Annotated in this window: 15 protein-coding genes; 13 read left to right on the forward strand and 2 right to left on the reverse strand. The window is 68.0% G+C overall.

All coding sequences use genetic code 11. The features are described from left to right. Positions 1 to 16 precede the first annotated feature (16 nt). Positions 17 to 811 (forward strand): alpha/beta fold hydrolase, encoded by a 795-nt coding sequence (locus ABZS97_RS28250; protein WP_356141922.1) that lies wholly within the window; start codon positions 17 to 19, stop codon positions 809 to 811. 377 nt (positions 812 to 1,188) lie between these two features. Here the strand turns inward: ABZS97_RS28250 and ABZS97_RS28255 are convergent, their stop codons facing one another. Further along, a complete protein-coding gene (locus ABZS97_RS28255; protein ID WP_356141924.1) occupies positions 1,189 to 1,812 on the reverse strand; it encodes a TetR family transcriptional regulator in 624 nt (207 codons plus the stop codon). Between the two features lie 95 nt (positions 1,813 to 1,907). Here ABZS97_RS28255 and ABZS97_RS28260 point away from each other — a divergent pair, with 95 nt between their 5' ends. After that, complete coding sequence (locus ABZS97_RS28260; protein ID WP_356141926.1) at positions 1,908 to 3,185, forward strand: SDR family NAD(P)-dependent oxidoreductase; 1,278 nt, start codon at positions 1,908 to 1,910, stop codon at positions 3,183 to 3,185. 331 nt (positions 3,186 to 3,516) lie between these two features. On the opposite strand, the gene ABZS97_RS28265 is transcribed toward ABZS97_RS28260, so the two are convergent. Then, positions 3,517 to 4,146 carry a TetR/AcrR family transcriptional regulator gene (locus tag ABZS97_RS28265; protein WP_356141928.1) on the reverse strand — a complete coding sequence of 210 codons (630 nt, stop codon included), beginning with the start codon at positions 4,144 to 4,146 and terminating at the stop codon, positions 3,517 to 3,519. A 113-nt stretch (positions 4,147 to 4,259) separates the two neighbouring features. Here ABZS97_RS28265 and ABZS97_RS28270 point away from each other — a divergent pair, with 113 nt between their 5' ends. The 11 genes from ABZS97_RS28270 (at position 4,260) to ABZS97_RS28320 (ending at position 16,732) form a co-directional block, all read left to right on the forward strand. Next, positions 4,260 to 5,321: a Gfo/Idh/MocA family oxidoreductase gene (locus ABZS97_RS28270; RefSeq protein ID WP_356141930.1), complete on the forward strand. Its 1,062-nt coding sequence runs from the start codon at positions 4,260 to 4,262 to the stop codon at positions 5,319 to 5,321. Further along, positions 5,318 to 6,184 (forward strand): hypothetical protein, encoded by an 867-nt coding sequence (locus ABZS97_RS28275; RefSeq protein ID WP_356141932.1) that lies wholly within the window; start codon positions 5,318 to 5,320, stop codon positions 6,182 to 6,184. The genes ABZS97_RS28270 and ABZS97_RS28275 overlap by 4 nt, the downstream gene beginning before the upstream one ends. 138 nt (positions 6,185 to 6,322) lie before the next feature. After that, positions 6,323 to 7,633 (forward strand): extracellular solute-binding protein, encoded by a 1,311-nt coding sequence (locus ABZS97_RS28280; protein ID WP_356141934.1) that lies wholly within the window; start codon positions 6,323 to 6,325, stop codon positions 7,631 to 7,633. Positions 7,634 to 7,648: 15 nt separating this feature from the next. After that, a complete protein-coding gene (locus ABZS97_RS28285; protein WP_356141936.1) occupies positions 7,649 to 8,611 on the forward strand; it encodes a sugar ABC transporter permease in 963 nt (320 codons plus the stop codon). Continuing rightward, positions 8,608 to 9,495 carry a carbohydrate ABC transporter permease gene (locus ABZS97_RS28290; protein ID WP_356141938.1) on the forward strand — a complete coding sequence of 296 codons (888 nt, stop codon included), beginning with the start codon at positions 8,608 to 8,610 and terminating at the stop codon, positions 9,493 to 9,495. Before ABZS97_RS28285 ends, ABZS97_RS28290 begins: the two co-directional genes overlap by 4 nt. A 55-nt stretch (positions 9,496 to 9,550) precedes the next feature. Next, positions 9,551 to 10,312, forward strand: a complete 762-nt coding sequence (locus ABZS97_RS28295) for a sugar phosphate isomerase/epimerase (RefSeq protein ID WP_356141940.1) — start codon at positions 9,551 to 9,553, stop codon at positions 10,310 to 10,312. Next, the gene (locus tag ABZS97_RS28300; protein WP_356141942.1) at positions 10,309 to 11,427 is read left to right on the forward strand and encodes a Gfo/Idh/MocA family oxidoreductase; all 1,119 of its coding nucleotides are present in this window, start codon (positions 10,309 to 10,311) and stop codon (positions 11,425 to 11,427) included. Before ABZS97_RS28295 ends, ABZS97_RS28300 begins: the two co-directional genes overlap by 4 nt. Continuing rightward, a complete protein-coding gene (locus tag ABZS97_RS28305) occupies positions 11,424 to 12,569 on the forward strand; it encodes a Gfo/Idh/MocA family oxidoreductase (protein ID WP_356141944.1) in 1,146 nt (381 codons plus the stop codon). Before ABZS97_RS28300 ends, ABZS97_RS28305 begins: the two co-directional genes overlap by 4 nt. A 28-nt stretch (positions 12,570 to 12,597) precedes the next feature. After that, the gene (locus ABZS97_RS28310; protein WP_356141946.1) at positions 12,598 to 13,602 is read left to right on the forward strand and encodes a sugar phosphate isomerase/epimerase family protein; all 1,005 of its coding nucleotides are present in this window, start codon (positions 12,598 to 12,600) and stop codon (positions 13,600 to 13,602) included. A 58-nt stretch (positions 13,603 to 13,660) separates the two neighbouring features. Continuing rightward, complete coding sequence (locus ABZS97_RS28315; protein WP_356141948.1) at positions 13,661 to 15,733, forward strand: GMC oxidoreductase; 2,073 nt, start codon at positions 13,661 to 13,663, stop codon at positions 15,731 to 15,733. A 51-nt stretch (positions 15,734 to 15,784) separates the two neighbouring features. Then, entirely contained in the window at positions 15,785 to 16,732 is a 948-nt protein-coding gene (locus ABZS97_RS28320; protein WP_356141950.1) for a hypothetical protein, read from the forward strand. The last annotated feature ends 481 nt before the right edge of the window (positions 16,733 to 17,213 follow it).

Here is a 17,213-nt window from a genome sequence, read left to right on the forward strand (position 1 = left end):
ACCTGCTGGAGCCCCCGTGCCCGCCCCTCACCTACTGCACCACCACCTCGTCGGCCCAGCCGACGCACCACCGCTGGTACTGGGCCCGTCCCTGGGCACGTCCAAAGCGGTCTGGGAACCCCAGTTGCCCGCACTGACACGCCGTTTCCGGGTGCTGCGCTTCGACCTCCCCGGACACGGGCGCTCCGGCGCCGGCCTTCTTCCTCGTCCCGAGCCCGGCCGTACCGTGATGGATGACCTCGCATCTCTGGTCATGGACCTCGTCGACCACCACGGCTGGGACACATTCCACTACGCGGGCATCTCCCTGGGAGGCGCCATCGGGGCCCACCTCGCCGCCCGCCAGCCCAGCCGCGTCCATTCGCTGGCCCTCGTCTGCTCCTCCGCGCGCTTCGGGCCCCCGGAGGCCTGGCACGCTCGCGCCGACCTCGTACGACTCAAGGGCACCGGCCCCCTACTGGAGACCAGCCCGAGCCGCTGGTTCGCAACCCCGGACTCCGCCGGCACCCCCTTGGGCCGCAGGCTGCTCGGCAGCCTCGCCGATGCCGACCCGGTCGGCTACGCGGCCTGCTGCGACGCCCTCGCCACATACGACCTGCGACCGAATCTGGCCAGGATCACCATCCCCACCCTCGTCGTCGGCGGCTCCCGAGACGCGGCCACACCGGTGGAACATGCACAGGAGCTGGCACAGGGCATCCCGCACTCCGCCCTGGAGATCATCGAATGCGGCCACCTCGCCACCGAACAGCCTCAGGCCCTTCAGGCCGCGCTGACCACTCACCTGATCGGGACCGGCGCCGGGCCCTGACACATGAATTCGGCCGGTGACTCCGACCTCGACCACGCTCATCGTTACCGGCGTCGGCCCTCCGCGCTGTACACCGAACGACCGTCACGACATCCGTCGAGAACGTGGCGTTCGACCACCCTGTTAGAGGTCCTACTGACCTTTCCGTTCAGTTGTCGGCGTGACTGACAGTCCGGTCTCGGCGAGGCATCCATCGATGAGGTGTGGCTGGCGTTGGATGCGGCGCATGCCGCTTCGGACGGCTCTGACGAGGTGGTCGCGGTTGGCGAAGACCATGTTGGCGGTAGCGCAGTCCGCGTAGCCGCCTCCGGGCACCCCCCTGCCCATACGCTGAGCTGGGCCGGGCGCGCGCACGGCTGGCATGCCGGGCCTCGCGTCTACTCCGTCAGGGCGCCCATCGAGCGGTCGAGCATCGTCGACAGCGGCACAGTCCCGTCGCAGGCCACCCAGCCCGTCGAGGCGGCATCAAGGCAGGCGAGAGCGGCCGCGGCCAGCGCGCCGGGCCTCGGATCCGCAGGGTCGGCGGGATCGACCTCTAGACGCCGGGCGATCTCCGGTACCAGGAGCATCTGCCAGTTCAGCTGCTTCTCGAAGTGCCGGGCACGCAGCGACGGTGTCGCGAAGAGCATGCGCAGATAGCTGAGGGTCTGCTCCGGTGCCTTCTCGTTCTCCTGGACCAGGACGTCGAAGGCCCCGCGCAGCGCCTGCCAGGGCTGCTCCTCCTCGGGCCGGTCGGCCAGTGCCTCAGCAATCCGGCGGCCGAAGTCCTCCAGTTGCCCCAGGACGATGTCTTCCTTGGTGCGGAAGTACCGGAAGAGACTCGCGCGCGACAGCCCTGCCTCGGCGGCGATCTGGTCGACGGTCGTGCGGTCGAACCCCTGCGCGGCGAAGAGCCGCAGCCCCACCTCGCCCACCTCGGCAATAACTGTCGCACGCATGCGCTCGCGCAGTCCGGGCGGCTTCGACGCGGCCTGGGCGGGTGTGCTTGCGGAATCTGTCATGCGAGAAGGATACAACGAGAGCTCGACTTGATACTTAGTCTCAATCTAAGCTACCGTCTCGATAACATACTTCATCTCGAAGCGGGAGTGTTCTCATGAGCAAGGTCTGGTTTGTCACCGGTTCATCGCGCGGCTTCGGACGCCAGTTCGTCGAAGCGGCTCTCCAGCGGGGCGACAGGGTCGCCGCCACCGCCCGCAGCACCGACTCCCTGAGAGACCTGCTGGCCGCTTACGGCGAGGCGGTCCTTCCGCTGGCCCTGGACGTCACCGACAAGGCCGCCGCCGGCGACGCCGTCCAGCGGGCCCACGACCACTTCGGCCGCCTGGACGTCGTCGTCAACAACGCCGGGTACGGCCTGTTCGGCACGGTCGAGGAACTGGCCGAGCAGCAGATCCGCGACCAGATGGAAACCAACTTCTTCGGCGCCCTGTGGGTCACCCAGGCGGCCCTGCCCCTGCTGCGCGCACAAGGCAGCGGCCACATCGTCCAGATCTCCTCCATCGGCGGCGTCACCGCCCACCCCGGCTTCGGCGGCTACCACGCCTCCAAGTGGGCCCTGGAGGGCCTGACCGACTCCCTCGCACAGGAAGTCGCCGGCTTCGGGATCAACGTCACCCTCGTCGAGCCCAGCGGCTTCGCCACCGACTGGTCCGGTTCCTCCGCCGCCGTCGCCGACCAGCTCCCCGCCTACGACGGGGTGCGCGAGGCCATCAACGCCGCCTTCAACAGCCTCACAGTCGGCGACCCGACCACCGCCGGCCAGGCCCTGCTGAAGATCGTCGACGCCGACAACCCTCCGCTGCGGGTCTTCTTCGGCACCGACGCACTCCAGCTCGTCCCCCCGGTCTACGCCGAGCGACTGAAGACATGGGAGGAGTGGGCCGCAGTCTCCGCCGAGGCCCAGGGCGCCACCGCCGGGGATGACATGACACAGCAGGTCAGCCGTGACGAGCTTGTGGCCCGCCTGGTCCGGGCCGGCGAACTGGAGTTGTCGGGCGAGGACCAGGCCGAGGCCGCCACGTACTTCGACACCGAGAACTTCCGTTTCCACGGGCCGGATGGCCTTGAGTCCGGCTTCGCGGGGGTCGACGCCTACTTCGCGTCGGTGCGCGAGGCCTTCGACGACCGGTCGATCCGGCGTGGCATCGTGGTGGCCGAGGGCAACTACGTGGCCTGCCAGACGTGGATCGAAGGCACCTTCGTCCGCGAGTTCACCCAGTCACCGGTCGGCCCGCTGCCGCCCAACGGCAAGCGCATCGTGTTCGACCTGATCAACATCTTCCGCGTCGATGACCAGGGGCGGGTCGCCGAGGAGTGGGTGCGCACCGACAATCGCGGTCTCTTGCGCCAGCTGGGCGCCGAAGGAAGCTAACCTCGATAGTTCATGAGTCCCCGTCAGCTTGCTGACGGGGACTCTGCGTCTGTGCGGTGGTGCCTTTTCGGGGCTGGAGCAGGTTGAGGGTCCGGCTTTCGCGTCGGGTGGGCGCCGGGCTCCCCTTCTCCGGTGTGGTGATGCGGGTTGTCGGGACGGTCGGAGTAGCCGATCAGCCGGGGTCGGACCCCGTTCTCGTCGATGGACGTTCGTTCGCACAACCCAAGGGGACAGGGGAGAAAAGGCATGCCATAACGGCCCGAACCCAAGCCGGGTGCCGAGCAGGACCCGGACATCTCTTCTTCGGCCTGCAACCGGGCTGATCGTTCCCTCAGAGGATCGGCCGCGCGCCGGCCCGCCAGCAGGTCAGAGCGTGGTCGAGGTACCGGTCGAACGTACCCACCAGGTCCATGTCCGGATTGAGCAGCCACTGGAGTTCGAGGCCGTCCATGACAGCGAGCAGCGCGCGGACGTCCGCCTCGGCCTCGGCCTCGGTGAGGGGCGGGATCTCACCGGACTGCACGGCTTGGAGGAGCTGGTCGGTCTTGGTGCGGACGACCTGCGCGTAGCGTCGCTGGACGAAGTCCCGTGCCGGGTGCTCGGGGTTGGCCGCCTCCGCGGTCAAGGTGATGAAAAGCTCCAGCAGGCCGCGGTGTTCCAGGTGGTAGGCCATCGACGTCCGCAGTTGGTCGATGGCGCGTAGGCCCTTGAGGTCAGGGTTCTCGCGGTGGGCGGTCTCGTCCTCCCACCAGTTGAGGACCGCGGCGAGCAGGTCCTCCTTGCGTTCGAAGTGGCGCAGCAGGGCTGCAGGTGACAGGCCGACGTCTGCGGCGATCTGACGCAGCGAAGCGGCCCTGTACCCCTTCTCCCCGAAGGCTTTGGCCGCGGCGACCACGATCTGCTCGCGCGTTTTGATGCCGGTGCGGTACGGCCCGCGCGGCCCCCTGGTTCCACTCGTCATGCCGTGCCCTTCGGAACTCCTCGTACAACCCCTTGCCTCAAAAGCTATCACCCGCTTACTGTTCACCGCATCGAAACGTGAACGACTGATTACTTTTGGCTTGAAGGAGTGGGATGACTCCCCTCGAACGGCTTGGCGTCGGCCTCATAGGCGCCGGACTTGTGACACAGACCATCCATTTGCCCGCACTTGCGTCCTTGGCGGACACCTTCGAAGTCCGCCACCTCAGCGACCCTGACGAAGCTCTCGCTGCTCGTGTAGGTGCGACGGTCGGTGCCCGGCATTCCGCTCACGCCGATGCCCTGATCGCTGATCCCGCCGTAGACGTGGTGGCCGTGTGCAGTCCGCACCGGTTCCACACGGAGCAGGTCATCGCGGCCTGCGAGGCGGGCAAACTCGCAGTTCTGTGCGAGAAGCCCCTCGCGGTTTCCATGGCCGAAGCCGAACTGATCAGCGAAGTCTCCCGGCGCACTGGGGTACCCATAGTCGTCGGCGCCATGCACCTGTTCGATCCGGGCTGGCTGTGGGCCGACCGCCGGTCAGCCGGGTTGCGGCGCACGGCCCACGCCATCCGCTCCTCCATCGTGCTGCCACCGAACTCGCGCTACGAGGAGCTGGCCACCGAGGTATACGGTCGCCGCGCAGCTGGCACCGCCTCGGACATGGCGGACCCGGCCGCTCAGGCCGAGGCTGTGGTGGACGGCGTCCTTGGCCTCGCCGTCCACGACCTCCCGCTGATCCGGAGTTTCCTTCCGCAGATCGACGACCTCGTCGTCCATGAGGCGCGACCGCTGCGGCCCTGGGGCTACCACATCGTCTTCACCGCCGATGGGCGGACCGTGGAATTGCACGCCGTCGTCGATGCCACATGGCAACCGGAGTGGACGCTGGAGGTGGTCTCGGACACCGAGGCCCTCCGTCTGGACTTCACTCCCAGCTACGTGCAGGCGGGGTCGGCACGCGCAACGCTGCGCAGCCACGACTCGACGATGATGCTGGAGCCCGCCGACATCAACGGCTACTCCGGTGAGTGGCAACACGTTGCCGCGCTTGCCCGCGGCGAGGTCGTCGACGGCGTCCGCCACGAACATGATCTGGCCGACCTGCGCTTGGCCCTGCGCCTCGCCGACGCCGCCTCCGAACTGATCGCACCGGATTCAAGGGAAGCCGCATGACCGGCACCATCGGCACCGCCCGAACCGACATCCGCCGGACCTTCGATGTCTCCGCGGACACCGACACCGCAGCCGTCCTCGCCACTCTGCCACTCTCCTTCCGCCCGGTTACCGTCGATCGCGTGCCCGTGCGTGCGCTGTCGGGTCGTCGGGGCTGGGTCGATACGGCCGCCGCCGCCATCCATGACGGCGCAGTGGGACTCGTCGTCCGCCACCCGGCTCCGGCTGACCCCGCCGACATCCTGGTCCTGGCCGAGCTGGCCGGAAAGTGCGGAACCGTCGTGGTGCTTGACAGCCCTTGGGCCGGCACCCCGACAGCGGCTCGGGCCGCGGAAGCCCTGCGAGACGCCGCTGACTCAGACTCCGCGAGCGCGATCGAATGCCGCCTCACCCTCCCGAGCGACCATGACATCGGGCAGGCGCTGCTGGACCAACTGGCACTGCTGCGCATTCTCGGCAACCCTGCGGACGAGATCCGTACTTACCTGCGCACTGAGCGCGGCGTGCTCGCGACCGCCACCGTCGGTGGGCGTACCGGGCTGCTGGGCACCGTGCTGACCGATGCCCTCGCGCCAGCCGCGTCCGTGCGGTTGATAGGCGCAGGTCGCGCCGTCCACCTGCAGATCCCCAGTTGGCACACTGCGCGCCCGGCGCTCCTCACAATCACCTCGCCCGAGGGCTCTCACACCTGGCCGACGCACTACGAATCGCCGCACCGAGCCGCCTGGCGCCGACTGCACCGGCTGCTCAACGATTCCGAGTCGCCGGGGTTCGAAGCGGCAGCCGTTGCCGACCTGCACGCGCTCGCTGCGGACCTGCACACCATGGATCGCGCTACTACAGACCACGAGGGACCGCCATGACCGCACGCACCACCCACGACGCCCCCGGCGGCAGTCGGCGGCGGGCTTCCTCGGCTTGCTCGGCGCCGCCGCCACCGTGCCGCTCCTGACCGATCTTACGAATGACCAGTTCGAACCCACCAAGAAGGTAGGACAGCGATGAGAACTACCCGCACGGCCCCTTCCCGCCGCAGCTTCCTGGGCCTCGCGGCCGCCGCCGCAGCGGGCCCCGCGCTCGCCGCATGCGGCTCCGGCTCTGCCTCCTCCGGGGGCGGCGGCACCGTCAAGTTCTGGGACATGCCGTGGAGCACGCCCGCCTACAACGTGGCTGCGAAGAAGATCACCGAGGCCTACAAGCCGTCGTCCGGCGCGCTGAAGGCGAGTTACCAGATCACCCAGTGGAACAACTTCTACCAGACGTTCGCCTCGGCGGTCGCGTCGAAGACGGGCCCGGCAGTCTCGACCGGTGGCGGGTTTCAGGTGTTCCAGTTCGAGCAGCAGGGCGCGATCGCACACGCGGACAACGTCATCGACGCGCTGAAGAAGAACGGGCAGTTCGACGACTTCCTGCCGGGCGTACTGGACCCGTTCAAGTTGGACAAGGGCTACATCGCGATCCCGTGGCAGCTCGACATGCGCGTGATGTGGTACCGCAAGTCGCTGTTCGACAAGGCGGGGGTGGCCCCGCCGACCGACTGGCCGTCGATGCTCGCGGCAGGCAAGGCGCTCAAGAAGATCAGCGCGCTGGGGTTCGCCACCGGAGCGGGTTCGGGCAACTCCTATGCCAACCACGCGGTCATCCAGATGATGCTCAGCAACGGCGGCGGCGTGTGGACCCCGGACGGGCAGGTCGACCTCATGAACGACCGCAACCTCGAGGCCACGGAGTTCTTGTACGAGCTGGTATCGAACGGCCTCATCGACCCTGCGGCCGTGAGCTACACGAACGACAACCTCCAGGCCCAGTGGAAGGACAAGACGAAGGCGGGGTACGGCTTGTACGCGTCGGGGCTGGATCAGAGCATCGGCGACACCTCCGGCGACCTGATGGTCGCGCCGGTAGTCACGGGCCCGCACGGGGACAAGGCGACTCTGGTGTTCCCGAACAACATCATGATGTACAAGAACACCCCGTCGCAGCAGTCCTCCGAGGCGTTCCTCGTGTACTACATGGGCCAGCTCAAGCAGTACTGGCAGCAGAAGGTCCTGAGCGGGCTGCCGGTGTTCAAATCCATCACCGAGCTGCCCGAGTTCGCAGGGAACGCGAACAACGTCAGGATCATCAAGGAGTGGCAGCCGATCGCCAAGACGTTCGCCGCGCGTGGCACGGCCCTCAACGCGAACATCGCCGTGCTCGACGGCGGCCAGGCGACAACCCAGTTCGCCCAGACGGTGATCACCGGAGAAGGCAACGCGAAGAGCGCCCTCAAGGCATTCGAAGCCAGCCTCAAGTCCGCCATCAAGTCCTGACCGGAGGGATATCCCGTGACCGCTACACTCAGCGGCCTGGCGAAGGCCCGCCGGGGGATCTCTCCCGGCGGGCGCGTCCAGGCTCCCGACCCGCGCAACTCGGCGAGCCGTCTGAAGGCGCAGAGCAGGCGGACGTTCTTCTGGCTGCTCCTGCCGTCCGTGCTCCTGCTCATCCTCATCCAGGGCTATCCGCTTGTGTACGCCGCCATCCAGGCGACCCACAACGGCTCGCTCATTGAGCCCGGCAATTTCGTGGGGCTGGACAACTTCGCCGACGTCCTGACGTCTCCCGCGTTCTGGAAGGCCGCTCGGTTCACCCTGTTGTTCACGGTCGTCGGTGTGTTCGGCTCGTGGGTGGTCGGCCTGGGACTCGCCCTGCTGCTGCGCACCAGGATCCCGGCGCGAGGCGTGTTCAAGGTGCTCCTTCTGCTGCCGTGGATCGTGCCGATCGTGGTCTCCTCGACGGCGTGGAACTGGCTCGTCTCCACCCCGACCAGTCCCATCCCGACGCTCTGCCGTGCCCTCGGTCTGGGCACCCCGCTCTTTCTGGCCGACCCGACCCTCGCCGCCGTGACCGTGTGCGTCTTCAAGGTCTGGGTGAGTTTCCCGTTCATGATGATGATGTCGTCGGCGGCGCTGGCCTCGGTGGACGGAACGGTGTACGAGGCCGCCAGTCTGGACGGGGCGAGCCGCCGACAGCAGTTCACGCACATCACGTTGCCGCTCATCGCGCGGTCCACGTACATCAGCTGGATCCTGATGACGGTCTTCTGCGTCAACGACTTCCCGACCATCTACCTGCTGACCGGCGGTGGCCCGGTGGACTCGACCAGTTCGCTGGTCGTCTACGCGTACCGAATGGTCTTCCAGGACTTCCAGACCGGTCCCGGTGTTGCGGTCGCCTTTCTCATGACGGTGACCCTCGTGGCCGTTTCGCTGATCCTCTACCGCCAGATCCGAAAGGCGGGCGTCGAATGAGCACTGTCCTGACCAAGCATCTTCCCGGGGACGCGATGAGCAGCCAGCGCAGGTCCCGCCGCGCAGTTCCCGAGGAAGGCGACCCGCGGGGTCGCTGGTGGCGCTTCGCCCTGCTCCTGGTCATCACGGCCGTCGTCCTGGTACCCATCCTCGTCGTACTGTTTCTCGCCTTCACTCCGAGTGCGCAGAGCACGTCGACGGGGTTCACGGTCGAGAACTTCCGCCACGTCTTCTCCCAGACGCTCGTTTCGACGTGGCTGCAGAACAGTCTGGTGACCACCCTCGCCACGGTCGTCGTATCGGTGGCCGTCGCGGCACCCGCCGGATACGTGCTGTCACGGGGGCGCAGCCGCGCGGTGTCGAGCTACTCGCTTCTGCTGTTCGTCATGCAGTCGCTGCCGATCATCACCGCGATCGTGCCGCTGTTCATTCTCTTCGCGAAGATGGGCCTGGTCGACAATCTGGCGGGGCTGACGATCGTCTACGTCGGTTCGACGATGAGCGTGGCGACCTGGATGATGGCCGCCTACTTCGACTCGATCCCGATCAGCCTTGAGGAGGCGGCGTGGATCGACGGATGCTCGGTGTTCGGCTCATTCATGAGGGTCGTTCTGCGTAACAGCCTTCCCGGGGTGCTTTCGACCGCGGTCTTCGCGTTCCTGCTCGCGTGGAACGACTACCTGGTGGCCGTCGTGTTCCTGCGGTCCCAGGAGATCTTCACCCTCCCTGTGGGTGTGCAGTCCTTCTTCCAGCAGAACATGACCGACTGGGGATCCGTCATGGCGGTCGCCGTCGTCATGATGCTCCCGCCCGTGATCATCTTCGTCGCTCTCAACAAGTACTTCAGCGTCGGCGGCATCGGCGGCTCCCTCGCGGGCCGCTGACAGTGTCACCGCCCCCCAACTTCGACGTTCACGATTCCGAGAGGACATCGTCTCGATGAAATACTCCGTCCAGCTCTACACCGTCCGGGACGCCCTGCAGAGCGACCTGCTCGGCACGATCCGGCGCCTGGCCGAGATCGGATTCACCCAGGTGGAGCCCTACAACTTCGTGGTGCAGGCCGACGAATTCGCCGCGGCGCTCGCCGAGACCGGTGTCACAGCGCCCACGGGCCACGCTCCGCTGCTCTCCGGCGACCAGGACGAGATCTTCGCCGCTGCCCGGCGTCTCGGCATGAAGACCGTCCTCGACCCGCACCTCCCGGAGGAGCACTGGCAGAACGCCGAGACGGTCCGTGGTATCGCGGCCCGCCTCAACGCGGCGGCCAAGAAGGGTGCCGAGTACGGCATCCGCGTCGGCTATCACAACCACTGGTGGGAGCTCGAGACGAGCATCGAGGGCATCTCGGCGCTGGAATACTTCGCCGGCCTGCTCGACCCCGAAGTGGTCCTTGAGGTCGACACCTACTGGGCCGCCGTCGGCGGAGAGGACCCGGCGGCGCTGCTGAAGCGCCTGGGCGGGCGCGTCGTCGCCATCCACATCAAGGACGGCCCTTCGACGCGGGACACGAGTGCCCAGCTACCGGCGGGCCAGGGGACGATGGACGTCTGGGGCATCATCGACGCGGCGGCCTCCCTTGAGGTTCCCGTCCTCGAGTTCGACGACTACGCCCACGACATCTTCGACGGCCTTTCCGCATCACTCCGCTTCCTGCAGGCAGGCCCCGCTGCGGCGGCCGGTGAGGCGGAGGCCCGATGAGCCGCGGACCGCTCGGAGTCGCCGTCATCGGCGCAGGCGTCATCAGCACGCAATACCTCGAAAATCTCGTCTCGTTCCCGGACCTCAAGGTCCATGTGGTAGCCGACATCCGGCCCGAGGCCGCCAGGGCACAAGCCGAGAAATTCGGCATCGCCGAGTACGGCGGGCCTCAACTCGCGCTGCAGCACCCGGATGTTGAGATCATCGTCAACCTCACCGTCCCGGCGGCCCACGTCGAAGTCTCCACCGCCGCAGTGCGCGCGGGAAAGCACGTCTGGAGCGAGAAGCCCCTTGCGCTCGACCGCGAGAGCGGCCTGAGCCTCCTGAAGGAAGCCAAGGACGCCGGAGTGCGACTGGGTTGCGCACCGGACACCTTCCTGGGCGAGGGCCTGCAGTCGGCGCGCCGGGTGATCGAGCGCGGCGACATCGGCGTACCGCTGACGGCCCAGACGGTCTTTCAGACACCGGGTCCGGAGTTGTGGCATCCCAACCCCGCGTTCCTCTACCAGCACGGCGCAGGCCCGCTCTTCGACCAGGGCCCCTACTACTTCACCATGCTCATACAGACATTCGGCAGCGTTCGCCGGGTCGCCGCCGTCGGGTCGAAGGCCCGGGACACACGGGTCATCGGTTCGGGTCACAAAGCCGGCGAGTCGTTCGAGGTCGAGGTACCCACCCACGTGAGCGCGCTGGTCCAGTTCGAAGGCGGCGCGTCCGCGCACAGCCTGTTCAGCTTCGATTCCCCGTACGAACGCCAGGGCTTCGTGGAGATCACGGGCACCGACGCGACGCTCCGCCTGCCGGACCCGAACTATTTCGACGGCGCGTTGCGGATCTGCCGCACGGGCGCGAAGGACTGGACCGCGCTCCCGACCGCGGGACCGGCCAACGGGCGCGGCATGGGCGTACTCGACATGGCACGCTCCGTCCGCGCCGGGCAGGCACACCGCGCCACAGGTGAACTCGCCCATCACGTCGTGGACACGATGGTCTCGATCGCGGAGGCAATCGACTCGGGTGCCTTCGTCGACGTCGCCAGTTCGGCACCGGCCTCCGCCCCACTGCCGGAAACCTGGGCGCCCACCGAGGCCACTCTCGAGGAGGCTGCCGCATGAGTGCCGCGGGAGAGCCGACTACGCCCACCCCGCTCGGCGTGGCGATGATCGGATACGCGTTCATGGGCAAGGCCCATTCGCAGGCCTGGCGGAACGTGGCCGCGTACTTCGACGTGCCCGCGGTCGAGCAGCGAGTGCTTGTCGGCCGGGACGCCGAACAGGTCGCCCAGGCTGCGGCCCGGTTCGGATGGGCGGAAGCAGCAACCGACTGGCACGAGGTCATCGCCCGCGACGACGTGCACATCGTGGACATCTGCGCGCCTGGATCACTCCATGCGGAGATCGCCGTCGCGGCTCTGGAAGCCGGCAAGCACGTCCTCGTCGAAAAGCCCCTCGCGAACTCCCTCGCCGAGTCGGAACGCATGGTCGCCGCCGCCCGGTCAGCCCGGGAACACGGGGTGCAGTCGATGGTCGGCTTCAACTACCGGCGCGTTCCGGCCCTCGCCTACGCGCGCCGGCTCATCGCCGACGGGCGGCTCGGCACCATCCGGCAGGTCAGAGCTTCCTACCTGCAGGACTGGCTCGCGGACGAGTCCGCGCCCATGACCTGGCGGCTGAGGAAGGAGACGGCCGGGTCCGGCGCCCTGGGCGACATCGCGAGCCACGCGATCGACCAGATCCAGTTCCTCCTCGGCGACACCGTCACCGATGTCTCCGGGCGCCTGCACACCTTTGTCGGGCGGCGCCCTGGTGACGGGGGTCTTGAGAACGTCACGGTCGACGACGCTGCCTGGGCCACGCTTTCCCTGTCCGGCGGCGCGCTGGCCTCCGTGGAAGTGTCCCGGGTCGCGCTCGGCCGGAAGAACTCCCTCCAGATCGAGGTCTACGGCTCGCGGGGGGCGCTCACGTTCGACCTCGAGCGGCTCAATGAACTGCAGTTCCTCGACGGCGCCGCTCCCGACGCCGAGCAGGGCTTCCGGCGGATTGTCGTCACCGAACCCGATCATCCCTACGCGGGTGCGTGGTGGCCCCCAGGCCATGTCATCGGATGGGAGCACACCTTCACCCACCAGATCCAGGACTTCCTCATCTGCATCCGCGACGGCACCGCTCCGAGCCCGTCCTTCGAGGAGGGGCTGCAGGTTCAGCGCGTGCTGGCCGCGATCGAGCAGTCCGACGCCGCCAAATCGGTCCGGCTGTAAACCGGAAACCAGTCGAGGAGAAGAACCCATGCCCCGCCCTTTCACCCTGTTCACCGGCCAGTGGGCCGACCTCACCCTGGAGGAGGTGGCCCGTCACGCCTCCGAGTGGGGCTACGACGGCCTGGAGATCGCCGTCTCCGGCGAGCACCTGGACGCCTGGCGGTGGGACGACGAGGCCTACATCGCCGACCGGCTCGGCATCCTCGAACGCCACGGCCTCAAGGTGTGGGCCATCTCCAACCATCTCAAGGGCCAGGCCGTGTGCGACGACCCCATCGACTTCCGCCACCAGGCGATCGTCGGCTCGCGGGTCTGGGGCGACGGCGAACCCGAGGGCGTACGCCAACGCGCGGCGCAGGAGCTGAAGAACACCGCCCGCCTCGCCAAGGCCCTGGGCGTGAAGACCGTGGTCGGCTTCACGGGCTCCAGCATCTGGCAGTACGTGGCGATGTTCCCGCCCGTTCCCACCCACGTCATCGACGCCGGATACCAGGACTTCGCTGACCGGTGGAACCCGATCCTGGACGTGTTCGACGATTGCGGGGTCCGCTTCGCCCACGAGGTCCACCCGTCCGAGATCGCCTACGACTACTGGTCCACCCAGCGCACGCTGGAGGCCATCGGCCACCGCGAGGCCTTCGGCCTCAACTGGGACCCCTCCCACATGCTCTGGCAGGGCATCGACCCGGTCGGCTTCATCACGGACTTCGCCGACCGGATCTACCACGTCGACTGCAAGGACACCCGGATGCGGATGGGCAACAGCCGCGCCGGAATCCTCTCCTCGCACCTGCCTTGGGGAGACCCCCGCCGCGGCTGGGACTTCGTCTCCGCCGGCCGCGGTGACGTCCCCTGGGAGGACTCGTTCCGCGCCCTGGCAGCCATCGGCTACGACGGCCCCATCTCCGTCGAGTGGGAAGACGCCGGAATGGACCGCCTCGCCGGGGCCCCAGAAGCGCTCAGGGCCCTGAAGCGGTTCGACCTCGCCCCCAGCACGCAGCCCTTCGATGCCGCGTTCAGCCAGCAAGCCTGACCCCGATCCGCATGCTCGGTTCCGGTCGCAGGACACCTGGTCGAGAAGGGCGGAAACGGTGATTCCCCACTCTCATCACGCGCTCGTCGCCGAGCTGCTCGACATCCTCGTCCCGGCCGACTCCCAGCCCGGCGCGAGCCAGGCCGGCCTTTTGGACTGGCTGGACACTCTCGCCGAACGCGACCACGCGACGTACTGGGCACGGCTGTTCACCCCGGCCCTGGACGCACTGGCCGTCGAACTCGCCGCTGGAGCCGTCCTGGGAGGCGAGCTGGTCGCCGAGCTGGAGGCGGCTCCGGCGCGGCCGGGATGGGCGGTCTCACCGGCCGAGTTCATCGAGACGATGGCCACCGTGGCCGCCCACGGCTACTACGGGCGCAAAGACAGCGGCTCCTGGGAGGGGATCGGATACGACCCCTCTCCGAAGCAGCCCCCAGGGGCGCCGGTCCGTCACGCCCGTCCATTCGAATTAGGACCCGAGGCGCTGCAACGCACCTGGGACGTCATCGTGGTCGGGGCCGGAGCGGGCGGTGGAGTGGCCGCCCGGGTGCTGACCGAGGCCGGCGCCCGGGTACTGCTGCTGGAGCGCGGCCGGTTTCTCACGTACGAGGAGATCGGCCACGACCATCTCGCCAACCACCGGTTCTCCGCCTACGGCCACACCACAGGGCCCGACTATGCGGGGAACCCACGTGTAGTGGCCGAACCGGGAAGACCGGACCGCCGGGTCGATGAGCCCTACCGCAGTGAATGGCACAACAATGCGATGACGGTGGGTGGCGGCACGCGTGTCTACCAGGGCATGGCATGGCGTTTCCAGCCCGACGACTTCCGCATGGCGTCACGGTACGGCGTGCCCGACGGCAGTTCGCTCGCGGACTGGCCGCTGACCTACGACGATCTCGAACGTCACTACACGCGCGCAGAGCAGGAACTCGGAGTCTGCGGCGACGGGCAGGCGCACCGCTGCCAGGGCTTCCGCAGCTGTGCGTACCCGATGCCCGCTCAGCCGCCGACACGCGAGGCTGACGTATTGCGCAAAGGTGCCGCAGCCCTGGGCCTCAGCACCGGGCCGGTCCCGTTGCTGCTCAACTCCCAGCCTCGTGACCAGCGTGCCGCCTGCGTGCGCTGCGGTGAGTGCATCGGCTTCGGCTGCCCGGTCGATGCCCGTGCCGGTACCCACAACACCGTCATCCCGCTGGCGCTGAACACCGGTCTGTGCCGACTCGTCACCGGACAGCGGGTGCAGCGCGTGCTGGTGGACGGAACCGGACGTGCCACCGGCGTGCTGGTACGGGACATGAACACGGGCTGCCGTGCCGAAGTGCGCGCCGGGGCCGTGGTCCTGGCCGCCGGCGCCATCGAGACGGCCCGGCTGCTGCTGGCCAGCACCACCGACGAGAGTCCGGCGGGGTTGGGAAACCGGACGAACCAGGTCGGGCGACACCTGCAGGGGCACAACTACGTCGGCGCCTTCGGGTTGTTCGACGAACCGGTCCAGGACCTCCAGGGTCCGGGTCTGTCGATCGCGACCGCCGACTACACCCACAACCTGGGCGGCGAAGCGATCGGTGGCGGGGTGCTGGCCAACGAAGTGGTGAAGATGCCCGTGCTGTTCCATACCTGGGCGATGCCCGCGGACGTACCACGTTGGGGTCATGAGGCAAAGCGCTGGATGCGGGATTCCTACCTGCGCACCTCGCACATCGTGGGCCCGATCCAGGAGATTCCGAATCCAGAGGCACGGGTGACAATCGCCTCCGGGGTACTCGATTCCGGCGGTGACGCTGTGGTACGGCTCTCCGGCATGCAGCACCCCGAAAGCGTCCGGGCCGCGACGGCACTGCGCGAGCGGGCCCGACGCTGGATGCACGCCTCCGGCGCGCGGCGGGTGTGGACGCGGCCCGTGGGAACGGGACTGTCCGCGGGCCAGCACCAGGCGGGCACCGCGCGCATGGGCGCAGACCCGGCGACCTCGGTGACCGACCCCTTCGGGCGGGTCCACGGACATCCCGGCCTCTGGGTCATGGACGCGTCCCTCCACGTCACCAACGGCGGCGTGAACCCTGTACTGACCATCTTCGCGCTGGCCTACCGCTGCGCCGAGGAACTGGCACTGGCCGAAAGGTAGCCCACCGTCATGAAAGTGCCAAAGCAATCGGAAACGAAGGCGGATGCAGCCGTGCACGATGAGGACCAGTTCTCCTCCGAGGAGACCGAGCGGCCGGTGCGGTATACCCGCACGCTCCTTCCCCGCCAGCGTGCCGAGCTGTATGTCCTGGACGTGGACAACGGTGACTCTCGCCTGGCGCTGTCCTCCGAGGACCAGCTCTTCGAGGCACCGAACTGGCACCCAGACGGACGCTGGATCGTCGTCAACGCCGACGGCGCCCTGTACTTGGTGGACAGCCAAGCCCCCTCGGACCTCGTAGCGATTCACACCCCAGGGCTGCCCGAGCTGAACAACGACCACCTCGTTTCGCCGGACGGCCGTTGGCACTACGTGTCGGCCAACGACGGGCACCTGTACCGGGTGCCGTGGGAGGGGGGACACTCCGAGCGCATCACAACGCCCAAGGCCCCGGAGCGGAGATTCCGCCACTTCCTGCACGGTGTCTCCCCGGACGGCACCACGCTCCTCTACGTCGGCACGGAGGCCCTCGACAAAGACGAGTGGGGCAGACGCGCACTGTGGTCCATCAACCTCATGACGGGCGAGGAACGGCTCATTGGCGACGGCTACTCCCCCGCGGACGGACCGGAGTTCTCCACCGACGGCGCGAGCGTGTTCTTCAACTCGGAGGTCGCGTCCAACCACCCCGGTCACGCACAGCTGTTCCGGCACGACCTCGCCGAGGGGACCGTGCGACAACTCACGTTCGACGAGCGTGTGAACTGGTTCCCGCACCCCTCGCCCGACGGGCAGCGATTGGCCTACCTCAGCTACCCGCAGGGAACCGTCGGCCACCCGCCCGACCTTCCCGTTGTCCTGCGCCTGATCGACCTTCCGGACGGGCCGCCCCGTGACCTGGCCATGCTCCCCGGCGGACAAGGAACCATCAACGTCCCATGCTGGGCGCCCGACTCTCGCCGCATCGCCTACGTCCAGTATCCACGCGACGACGTCTGACGACGCTGCCGTCGCGATCAGCATCGTCGGCGCCAGGACCGAAATCCCCGTCAGAAGGTGTGTTGATCCACGTCCTGCAGTGCTTCCCGAACCGAACCCGACGACGCCGTGCCCGACAAGGGGCATGGCATTGAGGATGAGTGCGTTGCGGCAAAGGGAGTCCCTGCTCGTTGAGCAGGGACTCCCTTTGCCCCAACGCCTCTCAGACCAGCCTCGGAACCTGATGTCCTTTTCGGGCACCAGCAGCGGTGAGTAGCTCCGCCGGGACTCCTCCGTCATGCCGCCCTCGTTTTGAGGTCTCCCTGCCAGTAAGGGGCACCTGCAAGACCATCAAGTCCAGTGGGGCAGCACATGCCTGGCTGCGTTTCTGCCCCGCCACTGCTGCTCCGATGCCCTCGCCCGCTTCCGGTGCAGACGTCCGCCGGCGGCCCCGCCACCGGGGCCGCCCCCGCGAGCGCGCCCCCGGTTGAGTAGCCACTGC

It is taken from the genome of Streptomyces sp. NPDC005485, assembly GCF_040606085.1.
Lineage (GTDB): Bacteria > Actinomycetota > Actinomycetes > Streptomycetales > Streptomycetaceae > Streptomyces.

Excerpts from the sequence above, each read along its gene's own strand:
- ABZS97_RS28300 (WP_356141942.1), top strand. The coding sequence starts at position 10,309 with ATGAGCCGCGGACCGCTCGGAGTCGCCGTCATCGGCGCAGGCGTCATC.
- ABZS97_RS28295 (WP_356141940.1), top strand. The coding sequence starts at position 9,551 with ATGAAATACTCCGTCCAGCTCTACACCGTCCGGGACGCCCTGCAGAGC.
- ABZS97_RS28310 (WP_356141946.1), top strand. The coding sequence starts at position 12,598 with ATGCCCCGCCCTTTCACCCTGTTCACCGGCCAGTGGGCCGACCTCACC.
- ABZS97_RS28265 (WP_356141928.1), bottom strand. The coding sequence starts at position 4,146 with ATGACGAGTGGAACCAGGGGGCCGCGCGGGCCGTACCGCACCGGCATC.
- ABZS97_RS28260 (WP_356141926.1), top strand. The coding sequence starts at position 1,908 with ATGAGCAAGGTCTGGTTTGTCACCGGTTCATCGCGCGGCTTCGGACGC.
- ABZS97_RS28270 (WP_356141930.1), top strand. The coding sequence starts at position 4,260 with ATGACTCCCCTCGAACGGCTTGGCGTCGGCCTCATAGGCGCCGGACTT.
- ABZS97_RS28280 (WP_356141934.1), top strand. The coding sequence starts at position 6,323 with ATGAGAACTACCCGCACGGCCCCTTCCCGCCGCAGCTTCCTGGGCCTC.
- ABZS97_RS28305 (WP_356141944.1), top strand. The coding sequence starts at position 11,424 with ATGAGTGCCGCGGGAGAGCCGACTACGCCCACCCCGCTCGGCGTGGCG.
- ABZS97_RS28290 (WP_356141938.1), top strand. The coding sequence starts at position 8,608 with ATGAGCACTGTCCTGACCAAGCATCTTCCCGGGGACGCGATGAGCAGC.
- ABZS97_RS28275 (WP_356141932.1), top strand. The coding sequence starts at position 5,318 with ATGACCGGCACCATCGGCACCGCCCGAACCGACATCCGCCGGACCTTC.
- ABZS97_RS28255 (WP_356141924.1), bottom strand. The coding sequence starts at position 1,812 with ATGACAGATTCCGCAAGCACACCCGCCCAGGCCGCGTCGAAGCCGCCC.